Source organism: Roseateles sp. P5_E1, from assembly GCF_054049335.1.
Genome location: NZ_JBFUMN010000006.1, coordinates 40941 through 57558 on the forward strand (window position 1 = coordinate 40941; position 16618 = coordinate 57558).

A 16618-nucleotide genomic window follows, 5' to 3' on the forward strand; every position below is an offset into this window, starting at 1 on the left:
GGGGCCACCGTGTCGGGTGCGCTGCAACAATCCAGGTCTGGCCACGCCCTCCCACGCATGAAGTCCACCTCCCTTGTTGCCGCCGTCCTGGCCCTGCTGCTCAGCGCCTGCGCCAGCGTGCCCTCGCCGGTCCCCACGCCCGCCCCTGTCATGGCCGCAGGCCCTGCCGCCGCAGTGCGCGCGCCCAACATCGACCGCAGCTACACCTCACAGAACCAGGACAGCCGCGCCCTCTACATCGTGCTGCACTACACCGTGCTGGACTGGGAGAAGTCGCTGAAGGTGCTGACGACCGGCGGCCAGGTGTCGGCCCACTACCTGGTGCGCGACAACCCGGTGGCCAGCTACGCCCTGGTGGACGAAAACCGCCGCTCCTGGCATGCCGGCGCGAGCTTCTGGGCCGGCAACACCAACCTGAACTCGGCCTCCATCGGCATCGAGATCGTCAACGCCGGCTATGTGGACGGCCCCGGCGGCCGCGTCTACGCGCCCTTCCCGCAGGCCCAGGTGGACGAAGTCATCGCCCTGGTGCGCGACATCCAGAAGCGCCATAACGTCAAGCCCGAGCGCATCATCGGCCATGCCGACATCGCGCCCGGCCGCAAGCAGGACCCCGGCCCGCAGTTCCCCTGGAAGCAGCTGGCCGACGCCGGGCTGATCCCTTGGCCCGATGGCCCGCTGGTGATGGTGAAGACGCTGGAGCATGAGGTTGCGCCGCGCGACGTGGCCTGGCTGCAGGAGCGGCTGGCGCGCATCGGCTACAACGTGTCGCGCTCGGGCCAGCTGGACGTGATGACCAAGGAGGTCGTCGCCACCTTCCAGATGAAGTACCGGCCACGCGACATCTCCGGCACGCTGGATGCCGAGACGGCCGCGTTGATCGAGGTCGCCTCCACGCCCAGCGCCATGCGCGTGGCGGGTGCGACCGACACCGAGACGCGCCCCTACACGTCGCGTTGGTAATGCTCGCCTTCCTGCTCAAACGCCTGGCCACGCTGGTGCCGACGCTGATCGGCATCACGATCGTCGCCTTCGGCCTGATCCGCCTGGTGCCCGGCGACCCCATCGAGGTCATGATGGGCGAGCGCCGCCTGGACCCGGAGACGCACGCGGCCCTGGTCAAGCGCATGGGCCTGGACCAGCCGCTGCCGGTGCAGTACGCGGACTATGTCGGCAAGCTGCTGCACGGCGACCTGGGCCAGAGCCTGGTCAGCCGCGAGCCGGTCAGCAAGGAGTTCGCAGCGCTGTTCCCGGCGACCGTCGAGCTGGCCACGGCGGCGCTGATCTTTGCCGTGGGCTTCGGGCTGCTGCTGGGCGTCAGCGCGGGGCTCAAGCGGGGCTCGCTGCTGGACCAGGGCGTCATGGGCACGGCCACCATCGGCTATTCGATGCCAGTGTTCTGGTGGGGGCTGATCCTCATCATGTTCTTCTCGGTCAACCTCGGCTGGACGCCGGTGTCGGGCCGCATCGGCATCGAGTTCGACCCGGAGCGTGTGACCGGCTTCATGCTGATCGATTCGTGGCTGAGCAGCGAAGAGGGTGCCTTCAAATCCGCGCTGATGCACCTGCTCCTGCCGGCCCTGGTGCTGGGCACCAGCACGCTGGCCGTCGTGGCGCGCATGACGCGCTCGTCCATGCTGGAAGTGCTGCGCGAGGACTATGTGCGCACGGCGCGCGCCAAGGGCCTGTCGCCCACCCGCGTCGTCGTCGTGCATGCGCTGCGCAATGCGCTGATCCCGGTGCTGACGGTGGTGGGCCTGCAGACCGGCAGCCTGCTGGCGGGCGCGGTGCTCACCGAGACCATCTTCTCGTGGCCGGGCATCGGCAAATGGCTGATCGACTCCATCGGCCGGCGCGACTATCCCGTCGTGCAGGCCGGCATCCTGATCTCGGCCCTGACCTTCATCGGCGTGAACCTGATCGTGGATGTGCTGTACGGGGTGGTGAATCCGCGGATCCGGGGAGGCGGTCACTGATGAGCGCCGTCCTTGAGAAAGCCATCGATCCGCCCGGCCCCCTGCGCGAGTTCTGGCTGGGCTTTGCCGCCAACCGCGGCGCCCTGGTCGCGTTGATCGTGTTCGCGGTCATCGCGCTCGCCTCGCTGTTCGCGCCGCTGATCGCCCCCCACGACCCCATAGAGCAATACCGCGACTTCATGCTGACGCCGCCCATCTGGGCCGAAGGCGGCAACACGCGCTTCCTGCTCGGCACCGACGAGCTGGGCCGTGACATGCTGAGCCGGCTGCTGCATGGCGGCCGGGTGTCGCTGGGCATCGGTCTGGCAGCCGTCGTCATGTCACTCATGCCGGGCGTGCTGCTGGGGTTGCTGGCGGCCTTCTTCCAGCGCTGGCTGTCTCCCGCCATCATGCGCGTGATGGACATCGTGCTGGCTCTGCCGGCCCTGCTGCTGGCCATCTGCGTCATCACCATCCTCGGCCCGGGCCTGGTCAACACCGTCATCGCCATCGCCATCGGCGCACTGCCCGGCTATGTGCGGCTGACGCGCGCCGCGGCCCTTGGCGAGATCGGCCGCGACTATGTGACGGCCAGCCGCGTGGCCGGCGCCCATGTGTGGCGGCTGATGTTCATCACCGTGCTGCCCAACTGCATGGCGCCGCTGATCGTCAATGCGACGCTGAGCTTCTCGTCGGCCATCCTGGAGACGGCCGGCCTGGGCTTCCTGGGGCTGGGCGTGCAGGCGCCAACGCCGGAGTGGGGCACGATGCTGTCGTCCGCGCGGGACTACATCACCCGCGCGCCTTGGGTCGTCACGCTGCCGGGGCTGACGATTTTGGTGAGCGTGTTGGCGATCAACCTGATGGGCGACGGGTTGCGCGATGCGCTGGATCCGAAGTTGAAGAAGGTGGCGTGATGGGCTGGCGGGGAAACGATGTGTTGATGCCTACGCCCAGCCGGGATTTCGCCCCGGCGGGCGACCTACTTTTTGCGCCGCCAAAAAGTAGGCAAAAAGCTCTCCCCTGCAAAACCGCCCCTGTCGGGGTGCCCTGCGATGCTCGAAGCCCGGGGCCGCGCCCAACTCACTTCGCTACGCTCCGTTCAGACAAAGGGGCGCGAAGTCAGAGCTTGAGGCTCGCTGCGCTCGCGCCCCGGGCTTCTGCGCTTCTCGGCGGTTTAGAAGGGGAGGCTCCAGGAACAGCCGRACAGCCAACAGCCAAGCCCCAAAGCCGTTCGCAACGAGGTATTCCTCTTCCCCCCTCTGAGCCTGCCGAGGAACGGAAGGCCTTGAGGCCGTGCGCGCAGCGCACTTCGTGGACTGACTCCGCGCAACTGTTTGACCGTAGCGTAGCGAAGGGAGTTTTGCGCGGGGCCTCAAGGCCTGAGTACCGCAGGGAACCCGAAGCGCAGCGCAGGGCGGGCGGATCGGGGGCGGTTTCTTTGGTTACTTTCTTGGGCGCCCAAGAAAGTGACTCGCCCGCGGGGGCGAAATCCCCGCTGGGCCTGGCCATCAACCCAAACCACCGATGAGCCTCCTCCAAATCAAGAACCTCCGCGTCCAGTTCGGCAACTTCCCCGCCGTCGACGGCGTGGACCTGACGCTGGACGCGGGCGAACTGCTGGGCATCGTCGGCGAATCGGGCTCGGGCAAGTCGGTCACGATGCTCGCGCTGATGGGGCTCATCGACGCACCGGGCAAAGTCACGGCAGACGCGCTGGAATTCCAGGGCCGCGACCTGCTGAAGCTCAACGCCTCGGAGCGCCGCGCGCTGATCGGCCGCGACGTCGCCATGGTGTTCCAGGACGCGCTGAGCAGCCTCAACCCGAGCTACACGGTCGGCGCGCAGATCGCCGAGGTGCTGAAGGCGCATCTGGGCCTGCGCGGCGCGGCCGCGAAGCAGCGCGTCGTTGAGCTGCTGGAGCTGGTCGAGATCCCCGACGCGGCCAGCCGCGCCAGCGCCTACCCGCACCAGCTCTCCGGCGGCATGAACCAGCGCGTGATGATTGCAATGGCGATCGCCTGCGGCCCCAAGCTCTTGATCGCCGACGAGCCGACCACCGCGCTGGACGTGACCATCCAGGCCCAGATCATGGCCCTGCTGTTGAAGCTGCAGCGCGAGCAGGGCATGGGCCTGATCATGATCACGCACGACCTCGCCATCGTGGCCGAGATGGCCCAGCGGATTGCCGTCATGTATGCCGGCCAGATCGTCGAGACCGGCCCCGTGCCCGCGCTCTTCGACGCGCCACGCCACCCGTACACCAATGCGCTACTGGCCGCGATCCCTGAGCACAACAAGGGCGCGACGCGCCTGTCCGCCCTGCCCGGCATCGTGCCCGGCGCGCTGGACCGGCCCAAGGGCTGCCTGCTGTCGCCGCGCTGCCCGCGTGTGCAGCCTCGCTGCGTGGCTGAGCGGCCGGCCCTGGAGAACGGCGTGCGCTGCTTCTTCCCCGTCGAGACGTTGGCCCATGTCTGAACTCCTTCTCGAAGCCAACGACCTGGCCAAGCACTACACCGTCAGCCGCGGCCTCTTTAGCCCCAAGGCCACGGTGAAGGCGCTCAACGGTGTCAGCTTCACGCTCGCGCCCAAGAAGACGCTGGCCGTCGTCGGCGAATCGGGCTGCGGCAAGAGCACGCTGGCGCGCCAGCTGACGCTGATCGAGCACCCGACGCGCGGCGCCTTGAAGATCAGCGGCACCGATGCCGCGACGGCCGACAAGGCCACGCTGAAGTCGTTGCGCCGCCAGGTGCAGATGGTGTTCCAGAACCCGTTCGCCTCGCTGAACCCGCGCAAGACCGTCGAGACCACGCTGGCCGAACCGCTGCTGATCAACACGCCGATGACGGCACTGGAGCGGCGCGAGCGCGTGGCGGCGCTGGCGGCCAAGGTGGGCCTGCGGCCCGAGCACCTGCGCCGCTACCCACACATGTTCTCGGGCGGCCAGCGCCAGCGCATCGCGATTGCGCGGGCCATGATCCTGAATCCCGGCATCGTCGTCGCCGACGAGCCGGTCAGCGCGCTGGACGTGTCCATCCAGGCCCAGATCCTGAACCTCTTCATGGACCTGCAGGACGAGTTCGGCACGGGCTATGTGTTCATCTCGCACAACCTCAGCGTCGTCGAGCATGTGGCCGACGAGGTCATGGTGATGTACCTCGGCACGGCCGTGGAGATTGGCGAGAAGAAGCGCCTGTTCGCGTCGCCGCTGCACCCCTACACGCGGGCGCTGATGAGCGCGACACCGGCGCTGCGCAAGGCGGACCGGCGCGAGCGCATCGTCATCCATGGCGAGCTGCCCAGCCCGCTGAATCCGCCGAGCGGCTGCAGCTTCCACAAGCGCTGCCCGCTGGCCGTGCCGCGCTGCAGCGAAGAGGTGCCGCTGCTGCGCGAGGTGGACGGCCGGCGCGTCGCCTGCCACGTCGTTTGACGTGACTCGCAGGTGAGGCGCGGCGGGCATAACCGCCGTACATGCCCCGCCGTCATTCCGTGATGCGCGGAGTGTTGCTCCGGTGCCGACTTCGCGGGCTTGGCCCCTGATGGGGTGTGACTTGCGTCGCAAGAATCTTTGCATTCGGCAACGCAAGGACAACACCATGAGATTCCAGCCCACTCCCATCACCTGTGGCTTCGCCGCCCTGCTGATGAGCCTGCAGGGCGCAGCCCTGGCCCAGCAGGCCAACGCCCCGGACAGCGCCAAAGCCAAGGCCGACGCCCAGGCGCTGGAGAAGGTCGTCATCACCGGCATCCGCGCCTCCACCGAAGCCTCGCTGAACGCCAAGCGTGATGCCGCGGCCAACGTCGAGGTCATCACGGCGGTCGACGTGGGCAAGATGCCCGACAAGAACCTCGCCGATTCACTGCAGCGCCTGCCCGGTGTGGCAGTGCGCACCGACTACGACGAGGCCGAGAAGGTGGCCATGCGCGGCACCAACCCCGACATGACGCTGATCCTGTTCAACGGCCACACGGTCAGCGGCGGCGACTGGTACATCTCCGACCAGACTTCCAGCAGCCGCTCCACGTCGCTGAGCCTGATGCCCAGCTCGGTGCTGAATGCGGCCACGGTCTACAAGACCTCGCAGGCCAACCTGCTCGACGGTGGCTTGGCCGGCACCGTCAACGTGACGACGCGCAAGCCACTGGACGAGAAGCAGCGTTTCGGCGGCGTGGTCAGCGTGGGCGGCGTGCATGCCACGCTGCCCAACAAGACCAGCCCGCAGCTCAATGCCAGCCTGAACTGGAAAAGCGACGACGACCGCATCGGCGTCATCGGTCAGGTCTTCGCTGAAAAGCGCTACGTGCGACGCGACTCGGCCTCGCGTTTCGCCTACGGCGCCAGCAGCGGCTGGGACGTCATCAACACGGCGACGATGAAGGGCATCACGGATGCATCATTGGCAGGCAGCGGCTACACCGCCGCCGACCTGAACGGCGTGCGCCTGCCGGGCAGCATGTCCACCGAATTCGTCGAGGGCGTGCGTGACCGCAAGGGCGGCATGGTGACGGCGCAATGGCGGCCGACCAGCAACCTCGACCTCGGCATCACGGCCTTCCAGTCCAAGATGAATTCGGACAACTTCGGCCGGCTCACCGCGGGGGCGCCGTACTCCATGCTGGTGGGCAAGGCCGAGCCCTTCGGCGCCGTGACAGCGGCAGCGCTGAACACCAATTCCAACGGCCAGCAGGTGTTCGCGTCGCTCAAGAACCCCGTCATCGCCGAGGAGACGACGATCTATGGCGACAAGATCAAGGTGCTGCGCGGCGGCACCGTCGCCTTCGCGCCGGGCACGACGCCGCAGTACATCGGCAACTCCGAAGGGTTCTTCCGCAGCGGCGCCAGTGCCAGCAGCGGCTTCCTGGACCTGGACGCCAAACTCAAGCTCAGCAACGAGCTGACGGTGAAGGGCCTGTTCAGCACGACGCGCGGTGTGGGTGAGACCGACCAGGACCGCGGCATCACCTTCGCCCGCTACGGCACCGGCATCACCTTCGCGTTGCGGGGCGTCAACGAGGCGCCGACCTGGGCCTACCAGGGAGCCGGCGACGGCAGCAAACCGGTGCGCAATGCCGACGGCAGCGGCTACAGCCTGATCGCGCGCGCCACGCCGACCCACTACAAGACCGTGGACCGCGAGAACAGCCTGGCGCTGGACGCCGAGTACCTGCAGAACAGCGGCGTGTTCCAGAGCATGGAGTTCGGCGCCCGCCACGCCGACCACCACCGCGACCACCGCCGCTGGCAGCCCGCGATGAAGTCCTCCGCCGTGGCCGCGCCGGACCCGTCACTGGCCGCGTCCTACCCTGGCGACTTCGGTTCCGACCTCGGCAGCGGCTTCGAGAACACCGGCTTCTACTACCCGCGTGAGGTGCTGCGTTCGTTCTATGACGGCCAGATCAAGGCGACGACGCCGGAGTTCGAGCGCCGCGTGGCCGCCGAGATCGAGATGCGCGAGCGCCAGAGCGCGATCTTTATGCAGCAGAACCTGGAAACGGCCGACGGCAAATGGAGCGGCAACGTCGGCCTGCGCTATGCGCGCACCGTCGTCGACGCGCAGATCGCCACGCCGGTGGCTACCGGCTTGTGCCAGCGCATCGAGCCGGGCAAGGCGGTGGTGCCCTGCGCCGCCTTCCCGACGGCCATCGTGACGGCCGGCGACGGCGCCACCTACTACGACGGCGCCGCCTGGAACCCGAACACCGGCACCATCTACTACAAGGTGCCGACGCACAAGGTCTTCGACCACATCCTGCCCAGCCTCAATCTGCGCTGGCAGTTCACGCCGGAATGGATCGCACGGCTGGGCCTGTCCAAGACCCTGGGCCGGCAGAACTACAACATCTATGGTGCCGGCTTCACGGGCCAGACCTGCACGGCGCAGGGCTGCCAGGTGAACGGCCCCAACGCGCAGCTGGAACCGATGACGGCGGCCAACACCGACCTGTCGCTGGGCTGGTACTACGCCAAGCGCTCGGCGGTCGTGCTGAGCCTGTTCGACTCGATGCTGCGCAACTACGCCAAGACTGGCGCGGTGCGACAAGACGGCGTGACGGTGGACCTGCTGGACAACCAGAACGTCGTCCACACCTATGCCATCAACACAACGACCAACCAGCGCGCCCGTATCCAGGGTGCTGAACTGAGCTGGGAGCAGCCCATCTGGGGCGGCTTCGGCCTGCAGTCCAACCTGAGCTATGCCGACACCAAGGTTGAGGACGGCCGGCCGCTGCCCGGGGCCTCGCGCAAGAGCGCCAACCTGGTGGGGTATTTCGAGACCGACACCTTCAGCATCCGCCTGGCCTGGAACTACCGCAGCGAGTACGTCAACAGCACGACGGCGCCGGCGCCCACGGCGAACAGCCAGGGCCTGTCGGTGGTGCAAGGCATCACGATGCCGACCGCACCGACCATCCAGGCCCCCGTCACCAATGTCGCGCTGAGCGTCAACTACACGGTGATGCCGGGGCTGGAGGTGTCGTTCAGTGGCACCAACTTGACGAACCCGGCGCGCGGCCAGTACCGCTACAGCGAACTGGAACCGCAGAAGGTGGACTCGTCAGGCCGCCAGTACTACCTGGAGGCGCGCTACAAGTTCTGAGACTTGCCTCGGCGCATCCAGAAAGGCCGGCTCGCGCCGGCCTTCTTCATGCCTTAGCGGTTTCTCTTCTTCGACACTTCATTGCCGACGACGCCGCCGGCCGCAGCGCCGATGGCGGCACCGGTGGTTGTGCCGGTCACCGCGCCGCCGACGACAGCGCCAGCCGTGGCGCCGACGATGGTGCTGGTCTCACGGGATGACATGCCCGCACAGGCCGTCAGGGCCAGCGTCGCGGCTGCGGCGAGGGACAGGACCGTCACGCGCCAATAGGCGCCATTCGGGCTGGAAAACGTTGCAAAGCTGTTCATGGTCTGCTCCTTGAGGGAGGTGATCAGGTGAGTCAACTTTCGTCGCCAGCCGCCGGCGCCGGAACCAGCCCAGGGGCCGATGAGGCGTGGGACTTGTCCTAGCGTACAAAGCAAAGAGCCACCCGAAGGTGGCTCTCGTCCTACAGGGCTTGTCAGCCAGTCACTTGGGCGCCGAGGCGGCGTCGGCCATGCACTTCTTGATGTGGCTCTTGGCTGCGGCGCCATGCAGCTTCTTGTCGGCGGCAGACTTGTCGCAGGCGGCGCTGGAAGGAGCAGCTGCGGGCGCAGATGCTGCAGCGGCGCCACCGGACAGGCATTCCTTCATGAAGGCCTTGCGCTCGTCACCCTTCTTGCCGCCGGTCTTGGCCTCGGCATTGCAGGCCTTCATCTTGTCCTGCTGCGGCGTGGCCTGGGCCCCAAAGGCAACGGCGATGCATGCGAGCAGGATGGCAATTCGTTTCATCGGGAACTCCTTCTTCGGGAGGTGGATAGGCGAGTCAATTCAAGCATGCGCCCATGACACTGCCAAGCCGTGTTTCATCGGCGTCACAGAATTCTTCGCGGATGGTGCAGAGCCTCGTGGGCCGCGTGAAGGCGGCGCACCAGCACGCGGATGAAGCCGCGGTCGAAGCGGTGCTGGCATTCGGGGCTCAATTGACCCACGGACTCGGGCGTGAAGCAGATCGTCGTGCACTCCTGGCTGACACGGATGTCGGCGCTGTGCCGGCGCAGGTCGGGGTTGGGCGCCAGATAGGCCATCTCGCCCACCGAGGTGCCCTGGCCCAGCGAGGCCACCAGCCGGCCGTCGCGGAAGACCTGGACCTCGCCCTGGGCAATGATGTGAAAGCTGTTGCCCTCCTGGCCGCGCCTGAAGAGGGCATGGCCGACGGGGTAGCGCTTCCAGCGCGCGCGCCTCACCACTTCCCACAGCTGCACGTCGCCGAAGTCGGCAAAGAACTCCAGCGAACGCAACAGGTTGAAACGTTCGGAGTCACGCACCTCGCCGAGGCGGTTCAGCGGCACCTGCTGGCTGGCCACCAGCGCCGACAGCGCCTGGGCAAAGCTCTCCCAGTCGGCGAAGCGCTCGTGCGGGTTCTTGGCCAGCGCGCGCAGCACGACGGCATCCAGCCCCTCGGTGACGCCCTGGCGCTGGCCCATCAGCGGCAGCGGCGGCTGGTGGTAGATCTGGTGCATCAGCGCCATCTGGTGCGGCGCATCGAAGGGCGGGCGGCCGCTGATCAGGTGGTAGAGCACGGCGCCCAGGGCGTAGATGTCGGCACGGCAGTCGACATCGCCGCCCTCGATCTGCTCGGGCGGCATATAGGCCAGCGAGCCGACGCGGTGGATCTGGGTGGAATCGGCCAGCAGGTTGAGAGCCGAGCCGAAGTCGCTGACCTTGACGTCGACGACCTGGCCGCCTTGGTCCAGCACGGCCAGCAGATTGGCCGGCTTCACGTCGCGGTGGATGACGCCCTGGCGGTAGACATAGCTCAGGGCCATCGCGCACTTGAAACCCAGTTCGACGATCTGGTCCAGCGGCAGCAGGCGGTCGCTGCGGCAGAAGTGCTTCAGCGTGACGCCGGGCACGTACTCCATGACGAGATAAGGCGCGGCCTCCTCGGACACGGCATCGACGATGGCGACGACATTGGGGTGGTGCAGCCGCCCGGCCAGGGCCGCCTCGGCGCTGAAGAAGCGGTTGCTGAAATCGCTGGCCGGCGCATCGGGCGGCGGCGCCCAGGCGCGCATGCGCTTGATGGCCACCTCCTTGTCCTGGAAGGGATCGCGGGCCAGGAAGACATCACTGGTCGCCCCCTCGCCCAGGCGCTTGAGCACCTGGTAGCGGCCGATATGGGCGGGCAGATCGTCGGCAGAGGCGCTCATCGCGAGGCATGATACGGGCCGCTCCTGGAGGTGCCGGCCCTTGTTCTCCCACGTATTTCTCGGTACTCGTGACTTCGAGCGCGCCTTGGCGTTCTACCGTCCGTTGATGGCACTGCTGGGCGTGGCCGAGCGCTTCTGCGAACCCGAAAAACCTTGGGCCGGATGGCAAAGCAGCCCCGGGCCACGGCCATTGTTTCTGCTCGGCAAACCTTTCGACGGCGAGGAGCACGTGCCCGGCAATGGCCAGATGGTGGCGCTGCTGGCTGCCGATCGCGCGCAGGTGGACCAGGCCCATGCGCTGGCCCTGGCCCACGGCGGCCGCTGCGAGGGCGCCCCGGGGCTGAGGCCCCAGTACCACGCGAACTACTACGGCGCCTATTTCCGCGACCCGGACGGCAACAAACTCTGCGTCGCCTGTCACGAGTCGACGGCCGGCTGAGTCGGCGCCGCCGGCGGCTCATGCGTTCAGGGGCTGCCTCCTAGAATCCCGCCCATGATCCAAGCCAAGCAGGCGCTGCTCGCCGCACTCGCCGACTCCCTCCAGGAAATTGCCCCCGGATCGAACGCCGCCGCGGCCTTCGAATCCCCCAAGCAGGCCGCCCATGGCGACTTCGCCTGCACGGCCGCCATGCAGCTGGCCAAGCCGCTCAAGGCCAACCCGCGCGAACTGGCCACCCGACTGATCGCCGCCCTCGAAGCCAAGCCCGCCTTCCAGACCTGGGTGCAGGCGCTGGAGATTGCCGGCCCGGGCTTCATCAACATCCGCCTCAAGCCCGAAGCCAAGCAGGCTGTCGTCGGTGAGGTGCTGGCCGCCGGAGCGAAGTTCGGCCACCGCGCGCCCACGGGCAAGCACGTCATGATCGAGTTCGTGTCGGCCAACCCGACCGGCCCGCTGCACGTGGGCCATGCCCGCCAGGCGGCGCTGGGTGATTCGCTGTGCTCGGTGTTCCAGAGCCAGGGCCACGACGTGACCCGCGAGTTCTAYTACAACGACGCCGGCGTGCAGATCGCCACGCTGGCCAACTCCACGCAGATGCGCCTGAAGGGCTTCAAGCCCGGTGACGCCGAATGGCCCGAGGCGGCCTACAACGGCGACTACATCCAGGACATCGCCGACGCCTTCCTCGCCAAGGAAACGGTCAAGGCCGACGACCGCGAGTTCACCGCCTCGGGCGACGTGAACGACCTGGACAGCATCCGCCAGTTCGCCGTCGCCTACCTGCGCCACGAGCAGGACCTGGACCTGCAGGCTTTCGGCCTGAAGTTCGACAGCTATTTCCTGGAGACCAGCGTCTACGCCGGCGGCCAGTTGGAGAAGACGGTCGAGCGCATCGTCGCCAATGGCAAGACGTATGAAGAAGGCGGCGCGCTGTGGTTCCGCTCGACCGACTACGGTGACGACAAGGACCGCGTGATGCGCAAGTCCGAGGGTGGATTCACCTATTTCGTGCCGGACATCGCGTACCACATCAACAAGTTCGAGCGCGGCTACACGCAGTGCATCAACATCCAGGGCACCGACCACCACGGCACCATCGCCCGCGTGCGCGGCGGCCTGCAGGCGGTCGACATGGGCATCCCCCAGGGCTTCCCGGACTACGTGCTGCACAAGATGGTCACGGTSATGAAGGGCGGCGAGGAGGTCAAGATCTCCAARCGCGCCGGCAGCTAYGTSACSYTGCGCGACCTGATCGACTGGACCAGCMRSGAYGCGGTGCGCTTCTTCCTGMTCAGCCGCAAGGCCGACASCGAGTTCGTCTTCGACATCGACCTGGCGCTGAAGGCCAACGACGAGAACCCGGTGTTCTACGTGCAGTACGCCCATGCGCGCATCTGCTCGGTGATCCGCAAATGGGGCGGCGACGTGTCCACCATCGCCGACGCCGACATGAGCCTGCTGACCGCGCCGACCGAGGAGGCGCTGATGCTCAAGCTCGCCGCCTACCCTGACATGTTGGCGGGTGCCGCCGCCGGCATCGCGCCGCATGACGTGGCTTTCTATGCCCGCGACCTGGCCGGCGCCTACCACTCCTACTACGGCGCCGAACGGGTGCTGGACCAGGCACCCGAGCTGAGCCGCGCCCGCGTCGCGCTGCTGGCCGCGACGCGCCAGGTGCTGGCCAATGCGCTGGGCATGCTGGGCGTCAGCGCGCCCGAGCAGATGAACCGCGATATTCCTGAATCTGCCGAATCCCTCACGGAGAACGAATGACTGCTGTCTCGAAACCCGCCGGCCAAAAGAACCAGAAAGGCGGCTTCGTCCTCGGGCTGATCGTCGGCCTGCTGGTGGGCCTGGCCGTTGCGCTGGGCGTGGCCCTGTACATCACCAAGGTGCCCATCCCCTTCGTGAACAAGGTGCCCCAGCGCACGGCCGAGCAGGACGCCGCCGAAACCGAGCGCAACCGCAACTGGGATCCGAACGCGCCGCTGGCCGGCAAGGCCGCCCGCAGCGCCAGCGGTGTCGTCAACGCGCCGGTGGCGACTGCGCCGCCGCCGCCGCCCAGCACGAACGCCAGTGCGGCCGCCGCGACGGCCAGCGCCGCCGCCACGGCAGCCCTGCCCCCGCCTGCCAAGCCAGCCGCCAAGGCCGAAGCGCCCGCCTCCGCGCCCACCGCGACAGCTGCCGCCGGTGCCGACGCCTATGTCTACTTCGTGCAAGCCGGCGCTTTCACCCGCCCCGAAGAGGCAGAGTCCCAGAAGGCCAAGCTGGCCATCCAGGGCTTCACCGCCAAGGTCATGGAGCGCGAGCAGAACGGCCGCACCGTCTTCCGCGTGCGCCTCGGTCCTTCGGACACGCGCGAGGCCGCCGAAGACCTGCAGCGCAAGATTGAAGGGGCTGGCTTCGAGGCCAATCTCGTTCGTGTACAACGCTGACCCAACCACCGCCTGAAGGATGACTGCCGCCATGAAGCGCCGCGATTTCTCCGCCCTGCTCGCCAGCGCCCCTGTTCTGGGTGCCACCGCGAACCCCGCCTTCGCCCAGGGCGGCCCCATTGAAGGCCGCCAGTACCTGGTGCTGAACCCGCCACTGCCCACGACGCCGGGCAAGATCGAGGTGATCGAGTTCTTCTGGTATGGCTGCCCGCACTGCAAAGTGTTCGAGCCGGCCATCGAGGCCTGGGCCAAGCAGTTGCCGGCCGACGTGGCCTTCCGCAAGGTGCACGTGGCCTTCCGCGCCAACGTCAAGATCCACCAGCGCATGTTCTTTGCGCTGGAGTCCATGGGCAAGGAAGCCGCCGCGCGCCCGGCCATCTTCAATGCCATTCACCAGCAGGGCCTGGCCCTGGACGACGCCAAGAGCCAGGCCAAGTTCCTGGCCCCCCTGGGCATCGACCCGGCCAAGTACCAGGACGCCTACAACTCCTTCGGCGTCGTCACTAAATGCGCCCAGGCGGAGAAGCTGTCCGAGGCCTATCACATCGACGGCGTGCCCAGCATCGGTGTCGGCGGCCGCTTCCTGACGTCGCCCAGCCAGGCCGCCGCCGGCCAGCGCCTGCCCGAGGATGAGCTCGGCCAGAAAGCGCTGCAGATCACCGAATTTCTGATCCAGCGCGTGAGGAACAAGGCATGAGCGCCGCGCCGGGCCGCCCCAAGCAAGCTCGCTCCCGCTCAGGTGGTCAGGCCGCAGGCCGAAGGGTGCCAACATGAAGCGCCGGGAAGCCGCCGCGGTCCTGATCGCAGGCGGCTTCGCGCCAGCCGTATTCGCCCAGGGTGGCCCGGTCGAGGGCAAGCACTACGCGCGCCTGGGCCAGACCCTGCCGGGCACGCCCGGCAAGATCGACGTCATCGAGTTCTTCTTCTACAAGTGCCCGCACTGCAATACCTTTGACCCGCTGCTGGAGGCCTGGGTGCACCAGCTGCCGGCCGACGTGAGCTTCCGCCGCGTGCCGGTGGGCGCGCAGCTCGTGCTCAAGCTGCACCAGCGCATGTACTACGCCCTCGAGGCCATGGGCGCGCTGACGCCGGCCGTGCACGGCGGCATCTTCAGCGCCTTCCACCGCGGCGGCGTCCAAGCCAATGACGAGGCTGCCGTCGTCGCCCTGGTCGGCCGGTTGGGCGTGGACACGGCCAAGTTCAAGCAGGCCTTCAGCTCCTTCGGTGTGCAGGCCAAGGTGCAGCAAGGCATGAAGCTGGCCGAACTGAGCGGCGCCGACAGCACGCCGACGCTCGTCATCGGCGGACGCTGGCGCACCGACCCGGGCATGGCGGGTACGCCCGGCCAGAGCGAGGTGGCCCAGGGCCAACAAGCGCTGGCCGTGGCGGACTTCCTCGTCAAGATGGCACGCGCTGGCAAGGTTTCCTGACGGACTTGCCGCCTGGGAAAGGCTGGGGACGGCAACCGGCCCCTAGAATGGCCTGCAACTTCCGTGCCGCCATGCCTCGCCAACTGATCCCGCTCGCCGCTGCGCTCACTCTGGCGCTCGCTTTCTCCGCCGCCCAGGCGGAGAAGGCCGATCGGCTCAAGCCCATGGTTTTCACGGCCGACAAGGAAGGCCGGATCGACAGCGTCAACCAGCGCACCGAGCTGTTCGGCAACGTCATCATCACCAAGGGCACGCTGATGCTGCGCGCCGAGAAGGTGGACGTGCGCGAGACCCGGGACGGCTACCACCAGGCTTATGCCAGCGGTGCAACCGGCCAGCCGGTCAGCTTCCGCCAGGCGCGCGACACGCCCGGCGAAGCCATCGAAGGCCATGCCGATCAGCTCGAATACGACACCAAGTCCGAGACCGTGCGCTTCATCGGCAATGCCAATGTGCGCCGCATGAACGGTGCGACGGTGGCCCAGGAGGTCACGGGCGCCGTCATCATCTACGACAGCCGCACCGAGGTCTTCGCGCTGGAAGGCGGCAGCGCCTCGCCCAACCCGAATGGCCGCGTGCGCATGGTGCTGATGCCGCGCGCCCAGCCCGACGCGCCCGCCTCGGCGCCCCCGGCAGGGCTGCCGCTGCAGCCATCCACGACGATCACACCGCCGAAATCTCCATGACCACGGCCGAGCCCGTCACCAGCCGCCCCGCGGCGGAATGCGGCAGCCGCCTTGAGGCCGAGGCGCTGGCCAAGACCTATGGCGTGCGCAAGGTCGTCAAGAATGTCCATGTGCGCGTGGACTGCGGCGAGGTCGTCGGCCTGCTCGGCCCCAATGGCGCGGGCAAGACGACCAGTTTCTACATGATCGTCGGGCTGGTGCGTTCGGACGCCGGCGTCATCCGCATCGACGGCGCCGAGGTGCAGCGCCTGCCCATCCATGCCCGCGCGCGCCTGGGCCTGAGCTACTTGCCGCAGGAAGCGTCGATCTTCCGCAAGCTGACCGTCGAGCAGAACATCCGTGCGGTGCTGGAGCTGCAGCAGGACGAACGCGGCAAGGCCCTGTCCAAGGCACGCATCGACGAGCTGCTGAACAGCCTGCTGCACGACCTCTCCATCGAAGGCCTGCGCGATAGCCCGGCGCCGGCGCTGTCGGGCGGTGAGCGCCGTCGCGTCGAGATCGCCCGGGCGCTGGCAACACAGCCGCGCTTCATCCTGCTGGACGAGCCCTTCGCCGGTGTCGATCCGATCGCCGTGCTGGAGATCCAGCGCATCATCGGCTTCCTGAAGGCGCGCGGAATCGGCGTGCTGATCACGGACCACAACGTCCGCGAGACGCTGGGCATCTGCGACCGCGCCTACATCATCAGCGAGGGCGCCGTGCTCGCCGAAGGCACGCCCGACGAGATCGTGGCCAACGCCGACGTGCGCAAGGTCTATCTCGGCGAAAACTTCAGGATGTAGAGATGATGAGCCCCCCGTCCAGTCTTGCCGCGCTGAACGCGGGCCAGCCTAGCCGGTCTTGCAGACCGCGCTGCGGCTTGCGCCGCATCCCTTCGGCAGG

At 67.7% G+C, this 16618-nt stretch carries 16 protein-coding genes; 13 read left to right on the forward strand and 3 right to left on the reverse strand.

The features are described from left to right. Positions 1-57 precede the first annotated feature (57 nt). From ACXJKJ_RS08515 to ACXJKJ_RS08540, 6 genes are all read left to right on the forward strand, one after another. A complete protein-coding gene (locus ACXJKJ_RS08515) occupies positions 58-963 on the forward strand; it encodes an N-acetylmuramoyl-L-alanine amidase (protein ID WP_457389802.1) in 906 nt (301 codons plus the stop codon). Next, positions 963-1976: an ABC transporter permease gene (locus ACXJKJ_RS08520; protein ID WP_457389804.1), complete on the forward strand. Its 1014-nt coding sequence runs from the start codon at positions 963-965 to the stop codon at positions 1974-1976. The genes ACXJKJ_RS08515 and ACXJKJ_RS08520 overlap by 1 nt, the downstream gene beginning before the upstream one ends. After that, positions 1976-2872 (forward strand): ABC transporter permease subunit, encoded by an 897-nt coding sequence (locus ACXJKJ_RS08525; RefSeq protein ID WP_457389805.1) that lies wholly within the window; start codon positions 1976-1978, stop codon positions 2870-2872. Before ACXJKJ_RS08520 ends, ACXJKJ_RS08525 begins: the two co-directional genes overlap by 1 nt. Before the next feature lie 610 nt (positions 2873-3482). Further along, on the forward strand, positions 3483-4433 hold the full coding sequence (locus ACXJKJ_RS08530; RefSeq protein WP_457389806.1) for an ABC transporter ATP-binding protein: 951 nt from the start codon (positions 3483-3485) through the stop codon (positions 4431-4433). After that, positions 4426-5385, forward strand: coding sequence for a peptide ABC transporter ATP-binding protein (locus tag ACXJKJ_RS08535; protein ID WP_457389807.1), 960 nt, complete (start codon positions 4426-4428; stop codon positions 5383-5385). The genes ACXJKJ_RS08530 and ACXJKJ_RS08535 overlap by 8 nt, the downstream gene beginning before the upstream one ends. A 166-nt stretch (positions 5386-5551) precedes the next feature. Then, positions 5552-8554 carry a TonB-dependent receptor gene (locus ACXJKJ_RS08540; protein ID WP_457389808.1) on the forward strand — a complete coding sequence of 1001 codons (3003 nt, stop codon included), beginning with the start codon at positions 5552-5554 and terminating at the stop codon, positions 8552-8554. 53 nt (positions 8555-8607) lie between these two features. Here ACXJKJ_RS08540 and ACXJKJ_RS08545 read toward each other — a convergent pair whose 3' ends face one another. The 3 genes from ACXJKJ_RS08545 to ACXJKJ_RS08555 all read right to left on the reverse strand — a co-directional run bounded on the left by ACXJKJ_RS08545 (position 8608) and on the right by ACXJKJ_RS08555 (position 10746). After that, the gene (locus tag ACXJKJ_RS08545; protein ID WP_056201292.1) at positions 8608-8862 is read right to left on the reverse strand and encodes a YMGG-like glycine zipper-containing protein; all 255 of its coding nucleotides are present in this window, start codon (positions 8860-8862) and stop codon (positions 8608-8610) included. A gap of 160 nt (positions 8863-9022) precedes the next feature. Then, positions 9023-9325 (reverse strand): PsiF family protein, encoded by a 303-nt coding sequence (locus ACXJKJ_RS08550; protein ID WP_457389809.1) that lies wholly within the window; start codon positions 9323-9325, stop codon positions 9023-9025. A gap of 83 nt (positions 9326-9408) precedes the next feature. Then, positions 9409-10746 carry a serine/threonine-protein kinase gene (locus ACXJKJ_RS08555; protein WP_457389810.1) on the reverse strand — a complete coding sequence of 446 codons (1338 nt, stop codon included), beginning with the start codon at positions 10744-10746 and terminating at the stop codon, positions 9409-9411. Positions 10747-10786: 40 nt separating this feature from the next. Between ACXJKJ_RS08555 and ACXJKJ_RS08560 the strand changes: the two genes are divergently transcribed. From ACXJKJ_RS08560 to lptB, 7 genes are all read left to right on the forward strand, one after another. Next, positions 10787-11185 (forward strand): VOC family protein, encoded by a 399-nt coding sequence (locus tag ACXJKJ_RS08560; RefSeq protein ID WP_056200455.1) that lies wholly within the window; start codon positions 10787-10789, stop codon positions 11183-11185. 54 nt (positions 11186-11239) lie between these two features. After that, the gene (gene argS, locus ACXJKJ_RS08565; protein WP_457389811.1) at positions 11240-12958 is read left to right on the forward strand and encodes an arginine--tRNA ligase; all 1719 of its coding nucleotides are present in this window, start codon (positions 11240-11242) and stop codon (positions 12956-12958) included. Further along, positions 12955-13620, forward strand: coding sequence for an SPOR domain-containing protein (locus ACXJKJ_RS08570; RefSeq protein WP_056200461.1), 666 nt, complete (start codon positions 12955-12957; stop codon positions 13618-13620). The genes argS and ACXJKJ_RS08570 overlap by 4 nt, the downstream gene beginning before the upstream one ends. Positions 13621-13651: 31 nt before the next feature. Continuing rightward, complete coding sequence (locus tag ACXJKJ_RS08575; protein WP_457389812.1) at positions 13652-14317, forward strand: thiol:disulfide interchange protein DsbA/DsbL; 666 nt, start codon at positions 13652-13654, stop codon at positions 14315-14317. 73 nt (positions 14318-14390) lie between these two features. Then, positions 14391-15050, forward strand: coding sequence for a thiol:disulfide interchange protein DsbA/DsbL (locus ACXJKJ_RS08580; protein ID WP_457389813.1), 660 nt, complete (start codon positions 14391-14393; stop codon positions 15048-15050). Between the two features lie 71 nt (positions 15051-15121). Next, on the forward strand, positions 15122-15736 hold the full coding sequence (gene lptA, locus ACXJKJ_RS08585; RefSeq protein ID WP_457389814.1) for a lipopolysaccharide transport periplasmic protein LptA: 615 nt from the start codon (positions 15122-15124) through the stop codon (positions 15734-15736). After that, complete coding sequence (lptB, locus tag ACXJKJ_RS08590) at positions 15733-16518, forward strand: LPS export ABC transporter ATP-binding protein (RefSeq protein ID WP_056200473.1); 786 nt, start codon at positions 15733-15735, stop codon at positions 16516-16518. Before lptA ends, lptB begins: the two co-directional genes overlap by 4 nt. Positions 16519-16618: the final 100 nt, after the last annotated feature.